12 protein-coding genes are annotated in these 16841 nt (G+C 39.7%); 4 read left to right on the top strand and 8 right to left on the bottom strand.

What is annotated here, in order from left to right; genetic code table 11:
- Window positions 1–48 precede the first annotated feature (48 nt).
- Window positions 49–663, top strand: coding sequence for a Uma2 family endonuclease (locus H6G69_RS22275; RefSeq protein WP_190691309.1), 615 nt, complete (start codon window positions 49–51; stop codon window positions 661–663).
- A gap of 32 nt (window positions 664–695) precedes the next feature.
- Here H6G69_RS22275 and H6G69_RS22270 read toward each other — a convergent pair whose 3' ends face one another.
- Window positions 696–1604: an LD-carboxypeptidase gene (locus tag H6G69_RS22270; RefSeq protein ID WP_190691308.1), complete on the bottom strand. Its 909-nt coding sequence runs from the start codon at window positions 1602–1604 to the stop codon at window positions 696–698.
- A gap of 384 nt (window positions 1605–1988) precedes the next feature.
- Here H6G69_RS22270 and H6G69_RS22265 point away from each other — a divergent pair, with 384 nt between their 5' ends.
- A complete protein-coding gene (locus tag H6G69_RS22265; RefSeq protein WP_242072147.1) occupies window positions 1989–3371 on the top strand; it encodes a sensor histidine kinase in 1383 nt (460 codons plus the stop codon).
- A 275-nt stretch (window positions 3372–3646) separates the two neighbouring features.
- Window positions 3647–4102: a DUF2141 domain-containing protein gene (locus H6G69_RS22260; protein WP_190691306.1), complete on the top strand. Its 456-nt coding sequence runs from the start codon at window positions 3647–3649 to the stop codon at window positions 4100–4102.
- Here H6G69_RS22260 and H6G69_RS22255 read toward each other — a convergent pair.
- Window positions 4097–5272 carry a HEAT repeat domain-containing protein gene (locus H6G69_RS22255; protein WP_190691305.1) on the bottom strand — a complete coding sequence of 392 codons (1176 nt, stop codon included), beginning with the start codon at window positions 5270–5272 and terminating at the stop codon, window positions 4097–4099. The genes H6G69_RS22260 and H6G69_RS22255 overlap by 6 nt on opposite strands.
- A 173-nt stretch (window positions 5273–5445) precedes the next feature.
- Window positions 5446–6516, bottom strand: coding sequence for a DMT family transporter (locus H6G69_RS22250; RefSeq protein WP_190691304.1), 1071 nt, complete (start codon window positions 6514–6516; stop codon window positions 5446–5448).
- Window positions 6517–7006: 490 nt separating this feature from the next.
- Here H6G69_RS22250 and H6G69_RS22245 point away from each other — a divergent pair, with 490 nt between their 5' ends.
- Window positions 7007–9127: a serine/threonine-protein kinase gene (locus H6G69_RS22245; protein WP_190691303.1), complete on the top strand. Its 2121-nt coding sequence runs from the start codon at window positions 7007–7009 to the stop codon at window positions 9125–9127.
- A gap of 54 nt (window positions 9128–9181) precedes the next feature.
- Here the strand turns inward: H6G69_RS22245 and H6G69_RS22240 are convergent, their stop codons facing one another.
- The 5 genes from H6G69_RS22240 to H6G69_RS22220 all read right to left on the bottom strand — a co-directional run bounded on the left by H6G69_RS22240 (window position 9182) and on the right by H6G69_RS22220 (window position 16834).
- Complete coding sequence (locus tag H6G69_RS22240) at window positions 9182–10627, bottom strand: sensor histidine kinase (RefSeq protein ID WP_190691302.1); 1446 nt, start codon at window positions 10625–10627, stop codon at window positions 9182–9184.
- A 955-nt stretch (window positions 10628–11582) separates the two neighbouring features.
- Window positions 11583–13340, bottom strand: a complete 1758-nt coding sequence (locus H6G69_RS22235) for a serine/threonine-protein kinase (RefSeq protein ID WP_190691301.1) — start codon at window positions 13338–13340, stop codon at window positions 11583–11585.
- A 182-nt stretch (window positions 13341–13522) separates the two neighbouring features.
- The gene (locus H6G69_RS22230) at window positions 13523–14374 is read right to left on the bottom strand and encodes a protein-glutamate O-methyltransferase CheR (protein ID WP_190691300.1); all 852 of its coding nucleotides are present in this window, start codon (window positions 14372–14374) and stop codon (window positions 13523–13525) included.
- Window positions 14374–15438 carry a chemotaxis response regulator protein-glutamate methylesterase gene (locus H6G69_RS22225; protein ID WP_190691299.1) on the bottom strand — a complete coding sequence of 355 codons (1065 nt, stop codon included), beginning with the start codon at window positions 15436–15438 and terminating at the stop codon, window positions 14374–14376. Before H6G69_RS22225 ends, H6G69_RS22230 begins: the two co-directional genes overlap by 1 nt.
- A gap of 91 nt (window positions 15439–15529) precedes the next feature.
- The gene (locus tag H6G69_RS22220) at window positions 15530–16834 is read right to left on the bottom strand and encodes a methyl-accepting chemotaxis protein (RefSeq protein WP_190691298.1); all 1305 of its coding nucleotides are present in this window, start codon (window positions 16832–16834) and stop codon (window positions 15530–15532) included.
- Between the last annotated feature and the right edge of the window lie 7 nt (window positions 16835–16841).

The raw sequence follows: 16841 nt of genomic DNA, 5'->3' as shown, positions 1-16841 counted from the left end.
TTTATAATATAAAAAATTACCATCAGCCTTGCTCACAAACAAACAACTATGAGCCAAGCCTTAACCAAACCCATAACATTTGATGAATTTAGCGAATGGTATCCTAATGATAATAAACGCTATGAATTGCACAGAGGAGTAATTTTTGAAATGGCGCCTCCAACGGGAGAACATGAAAAAGTTGTAGGATTTATAGCCCGTAAGCTCACTGTTGAATTCGACCGATTGAACCTTCGCTACACTATACCCAAAACTGCATTCGTTAAAACTCCTTCTGCTGAATCTGCTTATTCGCCTGATGTGTTGCTGTTGAATCTTGATAATCTCGATCATGAACCACTTTTTCAAAAACAGTCAACAGTTACTCAAGCAGCATCAGTTCCTCTAGTAGTTGAAGTTGTTTCAACTAACTGGAGAGATGATTACTACAATAAGCTTAGAGATTATGAGGAAATGGGTATTCCTGAATATTGGATTGCTGATTATGCTGCTTTAGGTGCAAGAAAGTTTATCGGTAATCCTAAACAATCTACTGTTTTTGTATGTGCATTAATTGAGGGTGAATATCAAATGACACCTTTTCAAGGTAATAACCCAATAGTATCGCCTACTTTTCCTCAATTAAATTTAACTGCACAACAGATTTTTGATGCGGCTAATTGACTTATCTTTATGACAATTCAGATAGCAACAAATTAACTATGATTAACTACTATATCCAATATTCCTCGATCGCCATCTAAAATTACTGGTACACCTACGGGTAATACAGCATTTTGTTCGCCGTGACCAAAGGGTAAATCAGAGATAACGGGAATACCTAAGTCACCCAAGCGATCGCGCAAAACTTCCTCTACACTAAAGCTAGGTACATTTGGCGGTGGTTCGCAACGAGTAAAACCACCTAAAGCAATTCCCCGCACTTTTGATAACAGTCCACTTAACCGCCATTGCGTTAACATTCGGTCGATGCGGTAAGGTGCTTCTGTCACATCTTCAAAAGCCAAAATCACATCTTCAAAATCAGGTTGTAGCGGTGTGCTTAATAGGTGAGTAGCGACAGTCAAATTCCCAGGAAGCAAAATTCCTCTAGCAACACCTCCCCCCCAGCCAGAACCTTTGAGAGGCTCTATCGGTCTTCCTTCTACCCAATTGAATAATCGGGTAATTGACCAGTCTGGTTCATTGGCAAATGTTGTCAGTACAGGCCCGTGAACGCTAGAAATACCTAGATTATAAAGGCTCCATAATAAACCTGTGATATCAGAAAAGCCAATCAACCATTTGGGTGGTGTGGAGTTGCTTTGCCAATTCCAACTTTCTAAAATGCGTGTACTCCCAAAACCACCTCTAGCGCAGAGAATAGCGCGACAATCGGGGTCTTGCCAAGCAGCAGCTAGCTGATAGCGGCGCATTTCATCTTTATCAGCTAAGTAGCCCCAACTTTGGTCAATATTAGAACTAATTTCGACGCGATAACCACGCGATCGCCAAATTTCTAGACTGCGTTCAAAAGCATCAAATTCTCGCAAAGCACCACTAGGTGCTATCACTCGCAATAAATCTCCAGGTTTTAAGTGTGCAGGTAAAATTTTCGATTTCATCAATCAAGTTTTTCTCTAGTCAAAATTCAAAAATTTCTGGAACTCCAACTATCCAAGCATAAATAAAGACGATTGTCATGTTGAGCGTATTTATGTGCTTTTATTTACTGTTAAGCGAAAAATTTTCTTACCCATAGTTAGGTTAAGCATAAGTTAACCATAGATTAAATATACTGAGATAGGTTTTTTATTATACACACTTGTTTTGCTGACAACATCAGAAAAAATCTATATTTTTACGCAAACATACTCAAGATTTATGATGAAACTTTGGGAAAACTAAACATAGCAATTATGCTTTTTTCATTCTCGGCTTTGAACTGATAATTCCAAGCCATAACTAGACAATTATCTATAGGGCAAAGGATTGATATTATGCTTGCGATGCATAGCATGAACAATGCTAATGATCTGAACCTACAATTAGAATCAACCTTAGAAGAGTTACCTAGGTGGGAGGTTCAGATTGAGCTAAATTGCCCAGGTGAAGATTTAATGACAGCATTTGCCCAAGAGCCTTTACTACCAGGCATTATCGTTACGAAAAAGCAGTGTTTTTTAGGGATGATTTCACGGCAAAAGTTTTTTGAACACATGAGTCGCCCTTATAGCTTTGGCTTATTTTCTCGACGGCCAATTGAGAATCTATATAATTTTTTGCAACCTGCTTTATTAATGCTTCCTGGAGAATTTTCAGTTGTCGAGGCGACAAAAAAAGCTTTGCAGCGACCATTAAATTTAGTGTATGAGCCAATCTTGGTACTAACGGCTTCAGGTACTTATGGGCTAGTGGATTTTCATCAATTATTGTTAGCTTATTCTCAAATTTATGCCTTGACTTTAAGTCAATTACAATTGGTTGAAGAGCAATCACAAATTGCTAAAGCTGGTTTTCAAGATTTGCAAAACAACTATACTCGCTTACTCCAGAATGAAAAAATGGCTGCTTTGGGGAAATTAGTTGCTGGTATTGCCCACGAAATTAATAATCCGATTAATTTTATCTCAGGTAATCTTGTCCACACTATTGGTTATAGTCAGAGTTTACTAGAAGTAATTAGTTTATATCAACAACATTATCCTCATCCAGTTCCCGAGATTAAAAATAAAATTGCAGATATTGATTTAGATTATGTAGTAACAGATTTTCATAATTTACTAACCTCAATGAAATATGGCTGCGATCGCATTGAGCAAATTGTTAAATCCTTACGTAATTTCTCGCGCCTAGACGAAGCCGATAAAAAAATAGTTGATATACACGCAGGGATTAATAGTACTTTGCTAATTTTACACAGTCGTCTAAAAGAAGAAATCAATGGTAAAAGAATTTCGCTAGTCAAAGAGTATGGCAATATTCCCGAAATAGAATGTTTTCCGGGTTTACTCAACCAGGTTTTTATGAATATTTTAGCTAATGCGATTGATGCTTTATGTGAAAAGTTCCAATCTTCAGATTTAAGTAGTGAATTACCTAATTGTGTCAATAATCCAACTATTATTATCCGTACAGAATATATATTTAAAAAATACATAAGTATTAGCATTATAGACAATGGAATTGGTATTGCTGAAGATGTCAGACAACGTTTGTTTGACCCATTTTTTACTACTAAACCTGTCGGCAAAGGTACTGGTTTAGGATTATCTATCAGTCATCAAATTGTAGTAGAAAAACATGGTGGGGAATTAAACTGTCTATCTACCGTTGGTCAAGGTACGGAGTTTATGATTAAAATTCCTATCCAACTGCCAATTTTTAAGTAAGACTTGCAAATTTTTACCAAATTATGTCAGTATAACTCTGCACTACCTAGTTAGAGCATTTGCTGGATAGTTACAGAGACAGCGTTCCTCAGTTTGGTGCAGTACACCTTTCAAGAAGCGAGAGGCTAGAGGCTAGAGACTAGCAAAATGTACCTCATCCAGATAAACAATGCTGTAAAAGCTCAAGATAAAATTATTTATCTTGGTTCCCTGTTCTCTATCTGATGTTTTCTGCTAGTGAGTTTTAGGAATATTTATTTGTCAGTAAAAATTTTATGAGTCACAAATTTACAGTTAGTATATTGCTACTTGCAGGTTTAGGAAGTTTGACCATGCCATTGAGTGCGATGGCAAATTTCGATGGTAATCTTACGGTAGAAGTTGATGGCTTAAAAAATAAGCAGGGACAAATTTGCGCCAGTATCTACAATAGCAGTCAAGGATTTCCTAGCAACAGCGATCGCATCTTACAAAGAGAATGTACCGAAATTACTGACGAACCTGTAAAACTTACCTTTAATAACCTCAAAGCAGGTAACTATGCTGTCGCTGTCATGCACGATGAAAATAAAGACTTCACAGTTAATCTTAATGACTTGGGTATGCCTTTAGAAGGCTTTGGATTTTCTCAAAACCCAGAAATTACCACCAGAGCGCCTAAATTTGGCGAAGCCGCATTTTTAGTGGTCGGTGCAAATACTACCATCAAAATTCATCTGAAATATTTATAAAGCGGATTTTCCTGAATCTTGATGATTATCTTCTGGTAAATTTGGTGGCATTGGTAAGCCACGCATTTTCCTCATTTGTGTTAAAGCGTACTTTGCTGTTGCTTGCACTTCTGTATCTGGGTCTTCTAATGCGTGGCTTAAAATTTGGCTCATCTGCGCCATCGTATCATACACACGAGTCAAGTCACGGATAGCATTTTGCCTGACTTGGGGGCTTTCGTCTTGCAGAGATATTGCCAAAGCTCGGTTGATTGGCTTGAGGGCGCGAGTACTGATTTCTGACAAAGCTGCTAAAATCAAGCTACGTTGTTGCGAATCAGCATCAATCAGTAAGTCTACTAAAGGTTGAATTGCCCGTGAATCACCTTGTTGTCCTAAATCCCAAATAGCCTTGCGCCGTTTTGTGGGATCTGTACTATGTAAGTCTTTCATCAACTCATCGACAATATTTAGTTTCGCCAAGCGAGCTGTATTTTCTACAGGTAATACAGTTGCAGGCAATGATGATTTGGCTGTTTCTGGACTAGTTTCCGATGCTGTATTTTCTGATTCTGATGATGTTAGTTCAACTGGGTTTTCATCAGCTTCACTCGCAGCGAGCAAGTTTAAAGTAGATGAGTATTGTATTTGATTGACTGGACGAAATCTTCTGTATAAAAATAAAACTGCGCCTACTCCTCCTAGAAGCCCCAGACCTATTAGTGACCACCAAATAAAGCTTTTTTGTTTGGGTTGGGTCGTTTTAGGTGTAGTAGTTGATTGAAGTGTGAGACTAGGCGTAGCCGCAACAACAGGAGAGGCAGTGAACTGATTTTTTAATAACAAGGCTGCTTGTAAACTTGCCTGGGTTGTTTTGTCAGCAACTCCATCTGTTCTTCTTAAGCGTTTGGCTTGTTGAAATTTAGCTACAGCAATCTGCGTAGTTGCACTATATTGTCCATCTATTGTGCCTTGATAAAACCCTAAATCTTTTAAATTAGACTGTAATCTCTGCACATCTGGCCCTTGACTATTGAGCTTCAGAACAGCTGATTTTGCACTTTGCTGAGAATTGACTTGGGCAATTTTTCTAGACGCAGGGCTAGGTGTGGCTGTGCTTGGATTATATGGATACAAACCCAGACAACTAAAACAGAGAAATATCAGGATGGAGGAAGGACATAGCCTCATATTGCAAGTTTCAGCCTGAATGTGCTTTTGAAATTATTCATACCACAATAACTTTTAATATGTCTAAATGTTAACTTGCTGAGTGACACAAAATTATGTGGTTTGTCAACGGTCAATCGTCAATGGTCAATAGTAAGTTATCATGGCATTTCTTCAGCTGAAATAGGAATTAATTAGGATAAAGTCTCAGTTTCCGATTCTCTAAGTTGTACAGGTATAGAATTAAGCTTTTTCGCAGATGCTTCTAAAACTGGTGAGTGCTGTGTGGCAGTTGTTTCGAGAATATTTACTTTTTGGTTTTTTGCAGCTAAGGTATCACGCTGGTTGATGAGATAGATGCTGATTAATGTTAGCCCAACTCCTATCCACTGTAAGGGACTGAGGATTTCTGACAGGAAGAGATTACCAAAGAGTAAGGCAAATACAGGCGTGAGGAAGGTGAGGGAACTGAGGCTGGTCAAACTACCACTAGACGCAAAATAGAAGAATAAACCATAAGCGATCGCACTACCAAATACTGTGGCATATCCCATTGCTACTAAATCCGATGGCATCAGGTTTTGCCATTGTTGAGATTCGGCAAATGCGGAAGCACCCCATAGTGGCAACCCACCTATAATCATGTGCCATCCGGTAGCGCTCACAGGGTCAGCATGACGTGTCACAAACCTAATTAATACTGTTCCTACTGCCATCGACAACGCCGCTAACAGCATTAACCACTCACCACTAGCAAACAAATCTTGCCAACCACCAAGGGTAATACTTGCCTGTGTACCCAGTAAATGGAAAATCCACTCATCCGGTAAACCAATTAAACTAATGCCTGTGACTCCTAAACCTAATCCTAACCATCCCCAAAAACCGATATGTTCTTGGAATAACCACAGCGATAGCAAAGCCACCGCTAAAGGTTGGGAGTCAATCATCACAGACCCCAAGCCAGCACTAGTTCTGACTAATCCTTCTGCTAAAAAGCCTTGAAATAGTGTCCCATCAACCAAGCCAAACAAACTAATCCATAACCAGGCTTTCCAACCCTGCGGCTGGGGTCTACCCATCAGCGCAGCAGCGACTAAAATTAACACTCCAGCCGGTAGCAAGCGCACACCAGCCATAAACAATGGTGTGGTATGAGATATGACACCTTTCATAGCTACCATTGCTGTTCCCCACAGGAAAAAGGGAGCAATTAACAATAAAGGTGCGAAGGGTAGACGAAATGCACTGAGTTTCAGCTGCATGGATTTACTGACACAAGGGCAGAGATTACTTTTACCAATTCTACCCAATTGTGACTTTTTGTGAAGAAAAGAATACTCAAATTGGAATTACGTTCAAGGGATAGTTGAGAAAAGTGGGTATAGGGGTGTAAGGGGGTGGGGAATCAAGAAGATGTGGAACTCCTTGAGCAACTAAAGTTTAATAGTCTTCAACACTACCCCCTACACCCTGCCCAGACTAGGTCAGGACTTACGCACAAGCTACGGAAAATCGTAGACGCGATAGCGGCTTGCCGCAGGCTACCACAGAGGCGCAGAGTTCACGGAGAAATGAGAGTTTGAGAGATATTTTGCGTAAGTCCTATAGGTTTCAATTTTTCTTAGTGACCTTACACCCGAAATCAATGTTTTTGGAGACTTAAAAAACCTACACCCTTACACCCCTACACCCCTGCCTCCCTAATCTCTGTGGCAAGATTGGAAACAGATTGCATTTAACTAGGCAAACGAGATGCTGGGAAACACGCTTGTTGGAAGATACAAAATTATCAGCAACTTGGGAGGAGGAGGATTTGGCGAGACTTTTGTTGCTTATGACACTCAATTGCCAGGAACGCCGCAATGTGTCGTCAAGCAACTCAAACCCCAAGCAAGCGATACAGCAACTTTAGAAATAGCCAGGCGTTTATTTGAAACAGAAGCGCAAGTACTTTATAAATTAGGTACTCACGATCGCATTCCGCAACTGTTAGCTTATTTTGAAGAGAAGGCTGAATTTTATCTCGTGCAAGAATTTATTCCTGGCCATGACTTGAGTAAAGAGTTAGTGTTAGGAAAAACATTGAGTGAACAACAAGTAATATCTCTGTTACAAGAAATTTTAGAGATTCTAGAGTTTGTTCACCAACAAAACGTCATTCACCGCGATGTTAACCCGCGTAATTTACTCAGACGGGACGCAGATAACAAGTTAATCTTAATAGATTTTGGTGCAGTCAAACAAATCACTACCCAAGTGATTACTCCCGAAGGACAAACTAAATCTACCGTTGCTATTGGTACACCTGGATATATCCCCAGCGAACAAGCTCATGGTACACCAAAATTTAGCAGCGATATCTATGCAGTCGGGATAATTGGCATTCAAGCTTTAACCGGGATATCACCGGAGCAATTAGCCAAAGATAGCGAAACTAATGAAATTATTTGGGAAAATCAAGCCCAAATTACGCCAGAATTTGCCAGACTTTTAAATAAAATGGTGTGTTATGATTTTCGCCAACGTTATGCTTCAGCCACCGCAGCATTACAAGCAATTAAAAGTTTAAATCAACCACCATCTCAAACTATAGCTATCTCCCCTGGATTATTTACTCCAAAGCACCAAGTTAGAAAACCTAAAAAAGGTTTATTGATTAAATTGTTATTGATATTATTTTTTTCAGGATTAGCTGGAGTAGCATCTTTACTTGTGATCAATAATATCAATGCCAATAATGCCACAGAATTATCAAAGCAGGGAAATACGCTATTTGAATTGCAACGTTATCAAGATGCGTTATCTGCCTATAAACAAGCAGTCGAAATTAGACCAGATTATGCTCAAGGCTGGAACGGACAAGGTAAAACTCTATTTAAATTACAGCAATATACAGCAGCATTAGCAGCTTATGAAAAAGCGATTCAACTTCAGCCAGACTATGTAGAAGCTTGGAGTGGTAGAGGTTTTGTTTTACAAAAATTACAGCGATATCCTGAAGCGATCGCAGCTTTTGATAAAGCGTTACAACTACACGATGATTACCCAGAAGTTTGGAATGCCAAAGGCGAAGTTTTCAGCCAGTTAAAGCAATATGATAATGCTATCAAAGCCTATAATCAAGCCATAGAACTTAAATCAGATTATGTGGAAGCTTGGTATAGTAAGGGCTTGGCTTGGCAAAATTTAAAAAATTACGATGAGGCGATCGCAGCTTACGATAAAGCTCTAGAAATTAAATCTGACTACTATCAAGCTTGGTACAATCGCGGCAACTCTCTAGTAAATTTGAACCGCTATGATGATGCTTTTACAGCTTATGATAAAGCGGTACAATATCAACCAAATTATTCTCTAGCTTGGTTATCTAGAGGTAATATCTTGATTACTTTACGCCGTTATCCTGAAGCCATAGAATCATTTAATCAAGTTATTAAAAATGATAATAGTAACTATCAAGCATGGTATAATATGGGTTGGGCATATCATCAAATACAACGCTACGATAACGCCATCACAGCTTATAATAAAGCCGCAACTATTAAACGCAACGATTATCAACTGTGGTATAGCTTAGGCAATTCTCAATACAATTTGCAGCAATACGCAGACGCGATCGCATCTTATAATCGGGCAGTACGTTATCAACCAGACCATTACGAAAGCTGGTATAGCAGAGGCAATGCTTTGTTAAATTTAAAGCGATATCAAGAGGCGATCGCATCTTATAATCAAGCTCTAAAATATAAATCAGATTATCAACAAGCCATCGATGGGCGTAACCAAGCCGAAAGGCAATTACAAGCAGAAAAACCAAAGCCGATAATTGTACCAATCATCCCAAATCCCAAAAATAATCAAGGTCAACGTTGAAAACTGAAACTAGATTTATGGCAGTACTCAAAGTCATTAAGACTAAATTCCTGATTACAGTTTGGGCTGTGTAACAGGAATTGTAATCATAAATTCTGCGCCCCCTTCAGCAGAAGAAACACACTCTAAAGAACCACCATGCTGCTCGGTAATAATTTGATAGCTAATCGATAAACCTAAACCAGTACCTTTCCCCACATCTTTGGTAGTAAAAAAAGGATCAAATAACTTCTGTCTAATTGGTTTGGGAATACCAGGGCCATTATCAATGATCCGAATAACAATTTGTTGAGCATTCAATTGTTGAGTATAAATGCAAATTTGTGGTTGGTGATGTGAAAGTTTACCTAGAATTAATGAATCCTCTAAAGCATCAACCGCATTAGTCAAAATGTTCATAAATACTTGATTTAGCTGTCCAGCATAGCATTCAACTAAAGGTAATTTGCCATAATCTTTAATTACTTGAATTGGCGGAATATTTTCCTTTGCTTTCAATCGGTGTTCTAAAATCATCAAAGCACTATCAATACCTTGATGGATATCTGCTGTTTTTAACTCGGCTTCATCCAGCCGCGAAAAGGTACGAAGAGAAAGTACAATTTGCTGGATACGTTCAGCACCGATTTTCATGGAACAGAATAATTGTGGCAAATCTTCGACTAAAAAATCCAAATCCATCTCTTGAATTGTCGTTTGAATTTCCGGTGTAGGATGAGGATAGTTTCTGCGGTAAAGATGAAGTAGAGTTAGTAGTTCTTGGATATATTTGTTAGCGTAAGTTAAATTGCCGTAAATAAAATTAACTGGATTATTAATTTCATGGGCGACTCCAGCAACTAATTGACCCAGAGAAGACATTTTCTCGCTTTGGATAAGTTGAGCTTGAGTACTTTGTAATTCTTTGAGTGTTTGTTCTAGTTCTATGGCTTGCTGTTTAAGTTGAGCTTCGGCTTGTTTATTTTCTGTAATGTCTTCTCGAACCACTAGTAAATATTTAGGCTGACCTTGAGAATCAAGAATCGGAACTTTTTTAATCTGTAAAATACGGGTTTCGCCGCTTTTTGTCCGAATTACTTCTTCAGGAATTTCTAACAATGTTTTGCTATTAAGTGCTTGGTGATCTCGCTGGGTAAAAAAATCGGCTTCTTCTTTAGGAAATAGGTCGTAGTCATTCTTGCCTAAAATTTCATCAGCACTTACACCAGCTAACTTTTCTGCGGCTCGATTACATAAAACAATTCGCAAATCAGTCGCATCTTTTACAAAAACTGCTATCGGCATTGTTTGAATCACAGAATGCAGAAACTGTTGAGCAGTTTGCAGTTGTTCTTCTATTAGTTGGCGCTCATACAGTGCAGCTTGCCGTTCGCGGTTGTGTTGCTGTAATTGATTAGTATATTCTAGAACTGTCTGACGTAGTTCAGCATTATCTGTTTTTAGTTGCTGAAGGCATTGGCGTAGGCTAGTTAACTCTTGATTTAACTCTTCAATAGACATACTGATTCACTATTTTTTAGTTTTAGATGTTGAGAAAGCAGTATATGGCTCAATACAGTGAATTGAGTTGTCTATGAGCAGAGTAAAGTAACTTGAAAATGTGATATTTATGCAGCGATTTTGTGTGAGTAAATTTGCTCATATCTATGAATTTGCTGGCGAAGAAGTTATTGTTAGATACTTTAGCCAAATCTACTGTCATGGAAAGAGCCTGAGATCATTTTGCCCAAATTACTATCAAATATTAACGACTAGTTACATTTGCTTTATTAACCTTCTGACTTGTTCCTTCAAGTCGTAAAACAACTCTAGGACTTACGCACAAAGATTGGCTGTGGAGGCTGGGTTAATGGGTGTCGGGTGTAAGGTTTGTGGATAACCCCTACACCCTCAATACGGTTGGGTTAAGACTAAAAACCAATTCTGGTGTAGGTTGGGGAGCCAGTGCGTTGGGCGGGTTCCCCGATATGAAGCAACTGGCGTTTGAGGAACGAAACCCAACATCCTCAAAACTTTGTTGGGTTACGCTATCGCTCCACCCAACCTACTTTTCTACTACTATTCTGCTTTTCTGCTTAACTGAACTGTATTGCCTACACCCTTATACCCTTCTCCAAACCCTTGATTTTTCCGTTTTCATACGTAAGTCCTGAACTCAACGGGACAATAGTTTCAGGCTATAATTCAATACGCTTGGGTTAAGGTTAGTCGTGATGTATCCAAATCTGTAGAGACGTTGCGATGCAACGTCTCTACAAAGGTTATGTTTAGGCTAATTATCTTATCTGAACTGTATTGGAATATAATTCATTCTCATAGCTTAAGATTAATAATAATGCCTGATAAAAAAGGCAAGCTTTGAGCTAAAAGTTGAGATTTCTACTACAGTATCACAACAATATTTATTTCATCCGACCTACTTAGTAGTAACTAGGCTGGAATTTTTCTGAATGTACTAGCGAATATTCACTTCTTGTAGTTGAGTTTCAAAATTAGAATTGATCAATCTACTGGAGTTTTGTTTAGGAGATACCACACTTAAAGCCAAATTCTGACTTTGAGTTTGCCAGCGTTGCTTTTGAGTGTATTCTTGCAGTTTGGTTTGGGCTTGAGCATAAACTGTGGTATCTTTGGGGATTTGGCGCAGAAACTTAACAGCACCATCAAAATCACCAAAGGCTGCTTTTTTATAAGCGTTTTGTAAAAAGTAAGCTGCTCTAATTTGCCGTTTTTGACTATATTCAGCTAATTTCTTTTGCACTAAAGTACCAGCCGAGCTTTCTTCAGGAATTTGGCGCAGGTAATTTAATGCAGTTGAAAAATCTCTGGCTTCGGCTCTTTCGTAGGCTTTGGCCAATAAACTTTGGGTTTGAGTTTCGATATGAACTCGTGCTTGCTCAACTAATTGATTGGTTTTCGATTGCCAATATAAAATATCTGGTACTTGGGCAGCTGTCTTCATCACATCTGACCATCTACTCTCATTTAAAGCTTCTTCTGCTAATAAATATTTTTCCGCAGCTTCTAACCATTGTTGTTGCCATTCTTCAATGGTGGCTTGCACTTCTGGGTAAACATTGCTGTAGGATGGTATAGTTTTAGCAAGGGCGATCGCACCTTGTAAATCTCCAGCTTGATAATTTTTTGTCGCTCTATATAATGTTTCGTTTTCGGAGTAAGCTGGTGAATTACTCACTAAAGAATAAACACCAAATCCCATCAATAAAGAATTAGCCGCTAGCCCTACTTTCATAGTTGTCAGTAGCGGCGATAATTTTTCACAATTAGACTCTGGCACTACATCATCACTGGGACTTTCTGCTACCAATGGAGCATTATCTTGTGTGGACGAAATTTCTGGTAGAGTTTCGCCTTTCATGTGTTTGATGACACGCAACACTTCCAGCGCAGATTGAAAGCGTTCTTGAAAATCATAACGGATCATCCGGCTCAGAATCGCAGCTAAATAATCATTAACTGGAGTGTCTGGAGTCCGCCAAATAATTTCATTTGTGAAAGTATCGACTTTGAATTGTAATGGTTCTAAACCTGTTAGTGCTTGAATTGCAATCATCCCCAAAGCATAAATATCACTATTTGGTCTTGTTTGACCAATAAATTGCTCTGGTGGAATGTAACCTAAAGACGTTACCGGAATCCAATCTATCGGAAATTCTGCATCAATGCCAAAATTAACTGACTGGATAGAACCAAAATCAATTAACACTAATTTGCCATCAGTTCTGCGTCTAATTAAATTTTCTGGTTTAATATCACAATGAATTACACCATGAGAATGCACAAAGTTTAAAATCTCTAAAACATCCTCTAAAAAATCTACAACTTCGCTTTCTGTCCACAGACAGCCCCATTGTTGATTAATTGGCAGTTCTGCTGTCAAATCATGCCCTTCGACAAACTCTTGCACCAGATAGAGCCGCTCATGTTCTTCAAAACAGGCGATGAGTTTGGGAATTTGGTGATGGCTACCCAGACGTTTGAGAGTTTCGGTTTCTGTAAGAAAATGTAACCTTAATGTGCTTATATGACTAGCTGGCGAACTGCTAACTTTTAGCTGTTTAATAACACATCTAGGATTTTCTGGGTAGTTTATGTCTATGGCAGTATACGTCTGTCCAAATACCCCTGCACCCAGACTGTCAACGATTTGGTACCGCGATTGTAGTACTTTACCGATCATGTAGTGGCTCATAAGCTGGTTACTTAGTAAGTCCTTATATTAGATTTCGGACGTGACTAAGTTGTTTCCGGAAGTCTTGAAAATAAATCACCATAGCTTTTATTTACTTTATCCAGGCTTGTTAATTTTTACGTATTTTTACTAAAAAAAATGAATTAATTTGATTACTGATAAACCCTGATAGCCATTTTTGCTTAGGGGTATTTATTATACCTGTTATGCAAGCGATAGCAAATACTTTTGTTAAACTGGATTCGCTCAAAGGATTCATCTAAGTTGAGAGTTGTTTCACCACTACCAAGAAATAAGTAGCCATCTGAATTAAGTTGTTGTTGCGCTTTTTTGAGTAAGGCTTTTTTCGTCGGAATGTCAAAGTAAATTAAAACATTGCGTAAAAGAATAATGTCAAACTGAGGTAGAGATGACCAAGTATGAAGCAAATTGATTTGACGAAAGTCAATCATTTGACGGACTTCGTGATTAATTTGCCATTCATTTTCTTGTTTTTGAAAGTATTTTTCTCGGAGATTTTTAGTTAGCCCGCGCTTGATTTCGAGTTGGTTATAGCAACCTTGACTAGCGCGAGCTAATACTTTATTAGAAAAGTCGCTGGCTATGATTTGTAGAGACCAGTTACTGAGTATGGGATAATATTCTCGAATTAACATAGCGATGCTGTAAGGTTCTTGACCACTAGAGCAAGCAGCACACCAAATGTTAAGCGATCGCTCAATTCTCCTTTTTTTTAGCAAATCAGGCAGCACAAACTGTTTTAAAGCTTCAAAAGGGTAAGTATCGCGGAAAAATGATGTTTCATTAGTCACCAACGCTTCAATTGCTTGAATATGCAGATTACTCAATGGTTGATGGCGCAGATAAGTCACTAACTCGGTAATGGAAGCGAACCCAGCAGATTCAGCAATTGGTTGTAAATATAACTCGGCTAGATAAGTTTTATCAGCATCTAACACTACTGCCGAATGTTGTTGAACTAATTGCCGCAGATATTCAAAATCCAGCTGAGTGATAATTTTCGTCTGCTTCATTACAGACCTGACCTTTTGTCAAAACAGATGCGCTGCATAATTACACTTGCCATTTGCTCCAGGGGAACAATCTGATTTGCTAGGCCTGCATTGACAACAAAACCCGGCATTCCCCAGACAACGCTACTGGCTTGGTCTTGTGCCAATACTTGTCCGCCTGCCTCACGGATAAATTGACAGCCATGCAAACCATCTTGTCCCATACCTGTGAGAATAACAGCGATCGCAGCTGCACCATACACCTGAGCCACCGAACGCAACAATACATCTACTGAAGGGCGACAAGAATTCTCTGGGGGTGCTTGATGAATAGCCAACCGCACTGCATCTGCATCACGCTCAACAATCAGATGAAAATCTCCTGGTGCAATCCAAGCTTGACCGGGTTTTAACACCACTCCAGGAACCGCCTCGGCTACGGGAATTTGACACTTAGAAGATAATCTTTCAGCCAAAAGCTGGGTAAACATCGGCGGCATATGTTGGACAATCAAGATAGGAACCGGAAAATCTGCTGGTAAAGCACTAAGCAGCGTAGTTAAGGCATTGGGGCCACCAGTAGAAACTCCAATAGCAACAACATCCACTCGTGGCGTTTTTGCAGAAATTGGTACAACGATGGGATTAGTTGCTAAAGCGGCTGAAAATACCGGAATTTCTTGACCGAATAGCTTGATTTTAGGAATCAACTCCTCGCGGATATGTTGGTTGGCTGCCTCCACACTTCCTAGGTTACTGGGTTTAGTAGCATAATCTGAAGCACCTAAAGAGAGAGCTTCAAGAGTAGCACTTGCACCATCTTGCGTAGAGGTACTAAACATGATGACTGGCAAGTGTGGGTAAATTTGGCGGAGGCTGGCTAAAGTTTCTAAGCCATTCATTTCTGGCATTTCCACATCCAGAATCACAACATCAGGATTGACTTGCGGAATCTTCGCCAAGGCAATGCGCCCATTGGCAGCAACTCCTACAACCTCTAGCTGCGGATCACTCGATAAAATTTTACTGACGCGGCTGCGAACGATTACCGCGTCATCCACAACTAGTACCCGAATTTTTGGCATGGTATGGGAAGTGTTGAGTGCTGAGTGGGGAGTGGGGAGTGCTGAGTGCTGAGTGGGGAGTGCTGAGTAAAAATACTAGCCCCTAGCCTCTTCAATACTTAAACTGCATAACTACTTTTTGCAAATCTACAGCCATACGAGCTAATTCTTTGGCTGCGTCTGAGGTATTACTCGCGCCAATGGTAGTTGTTTGAGCGTTAATGGCAACAATGCCGATGCTTTTGGCAATATCTGATGTGCCTTGGGCGGCTTCGGCTATATTGCGGGCGATTTCATTGGTGGTGGCGGTTTGTTCTTCTACGGCACTGGCAATGCTGCTTTGCAGGTCGTTAATTTGGCTAATAATATCAGTTATCTGGGTGATGGCTGCCATTGCACTTTTGGTATCGGTTTGAATTGCTTCGATGCGTTGGCTAATGTCTTCGGTGGCGGTGGCTGTTTGTTTGGCAAGTTCTTTAACTTCGTTGGCGACAACGGCAAATCCTCTACCTGCATCTCCGGCTCTGGCTGCTTCAATTGTGGCATTTAGAGCTAGTAAGTTTGTTTGTTGGGCAATGGAGGTAATGACTTTGATGACTTTGCCAATTTCTATACTGCTTTGGCCGAGTTTATCTATTGTCGCATTGGTGCGATCGGCTGTTTTGACTGCTTCATTGGCGACTTTGGCTCCTTCAACAACAGTTTTGGCAATTTCGCGGATGCTAGCATCCATTTCTTCTACGGCGGTGACAACTGTCAGGGTATTTTGATTGACTTGTTCTGCTGAGGCTGAAGCGGAAGTTGCTTGTTCTGAGGTTTGTCTAGCATTTTCGGTCATTTCTTTACTAACGGCGGTGAGTTCTTCTGAAGAAGATGCAACGGCTGTGGCTACGTCGGCCATTTGTCTAATAGAAGAGCGCAAGCTGTCAATCATCTGATTAGCATTATCGGTCAGCTGTTGAAATTCTCCGGCGTTGTCGGCTTGAATGTGTTGGGCTAAATTTCCTTGAGCCACCTTTAAGGTGACTTCTTTAATACTCTTTATCTGTTCGGCGATATTTGCAGACATTTGGTTCAAGTTATTTAGTAACTCTTGCCAAGAACCTTTAGCTTGTTTGACAACCGCTAGAGAACCAAATTTTCCTTCTTGGCCAATTTCCGATGCTACCCGGGCTACTTCTTTGTTGACATTTTGGTTTAAACTGACCAATTCATTGAAAACTGTGGCAATTTCGCTTAAGTTATCGTTATCCACGACTAACCGGACTGTAAAATCACCATCTCTGGCAGCTTTGAGGGCGGCTAATAAAGGTTGTAATTGGATGTCTGTTTGACTTTGAGTAGTTTGTATCGGCTCTGCAACATTTTCTGCGGGAGATTTAGAGTTCCCTGTTTTCCCAGCCCGGTTTGTCGCCATTGCCCAT

Source organism: Nostoc sp. FACHB-110 (genome assembly GCF_014697425.1).
In the GTDB taxonomy this organism is placed as follows: Bacteria; Cyanobacteriota; Cyanobacteriia; order Cyanobacteriales; family Nostocaceae; genus Nostoc_B.
This window is presented reverse-complemented; position numbering and strand designations above follow the sequence as displayed.

Excerpts from the sequence above, each read along its gene's own strand:
- H6G69_RS22275 (WP_190691309.1), top strand. The coding sequence starts at position 49 with ATGAGCCAAGCCTTAACCAAACCCATAACATTTGATGAATTTAGCGAA.
- H6G69_RS22265 (WP_242072147.1), top strand. The coding sequence starts at position 1,989 with ATGCATAGCATGAACAATGCTAATGATCTGAACCTACAATTAGAATCA.
- H6G69_RS22220 (WP_190691298.1), bottom strand. The coding sequence starts at position 16,834 with ATGGCGACAAACCGGGCTGGGAAAACAGGGAACTCTAAATCTCCCGCA.
- H6G69_RS22255 (WP_190691305.1), bottom strand. The coding sequence starts at position 5,272 with ATGAGGCTATGTCCTTCCTCCATCCTGATATTTCTCTGTTTTAGTTGT.
- H6G69_RS22245 (WP_190691303.1), top strand. The coding sequence starts at position 7,007 with ATGCTGGGAAACACGCTTGTTGGAAGATACAAAATTATCAGCAACTTG.
- H6G69_RS22270 (WP_190691308.1), bottom strand. The coding sequence starts at position 1,604 with ATGAAATCGAAAATTTTACCTGCACACTTAAAACCTGGAGATTTATTG.
- H6G69_RS22225 (WP_190691299.1), bottom strand. The coding sequence starts at position 15,438 with ATGCCAAAAATTCGGGTACTAGTTGTGGATGACGCGGTAATCGTTCGC.
- H6G69_RS22235 (WP_190691301.1), bottom strand. The coding sequence starts at position 13,340 with ATGAGCCACTACATGATCGGTAAAGTACTACAATCGCGGTACCAAATC.
- H6G69_RS22230 (WP_190691300.1), bottom strand. The coding sequence starts at position 14,374 with ATGAAGCAGACGAAAATTATCACTCAGCTGGATTTTGAATATCTGCGG.
- H6G69_RS22260 (WP_190691306.1), top strand. The coding sequence starts at position 3,647 with ATGAGTCACAAATTTACAGTTAGTATATTGCTACTTGCAGGTTTAGGA.
- H6G69_RS22240 (WP_190691302.1), bottom strand. The coding sequence starts at position 10,627 with ATGTCTATTGAAGAGTTAAATCAAGAGTTAACTAGCCTACGCCAATGC.
- H6G69_RS22250 (WP_190691304.1), bottom strand. The coding sequence starts at position 6,516 with ATGCAGCTGAAACTCAGTGCATTTCGTCTACCCTTCGCACCTTTATTG.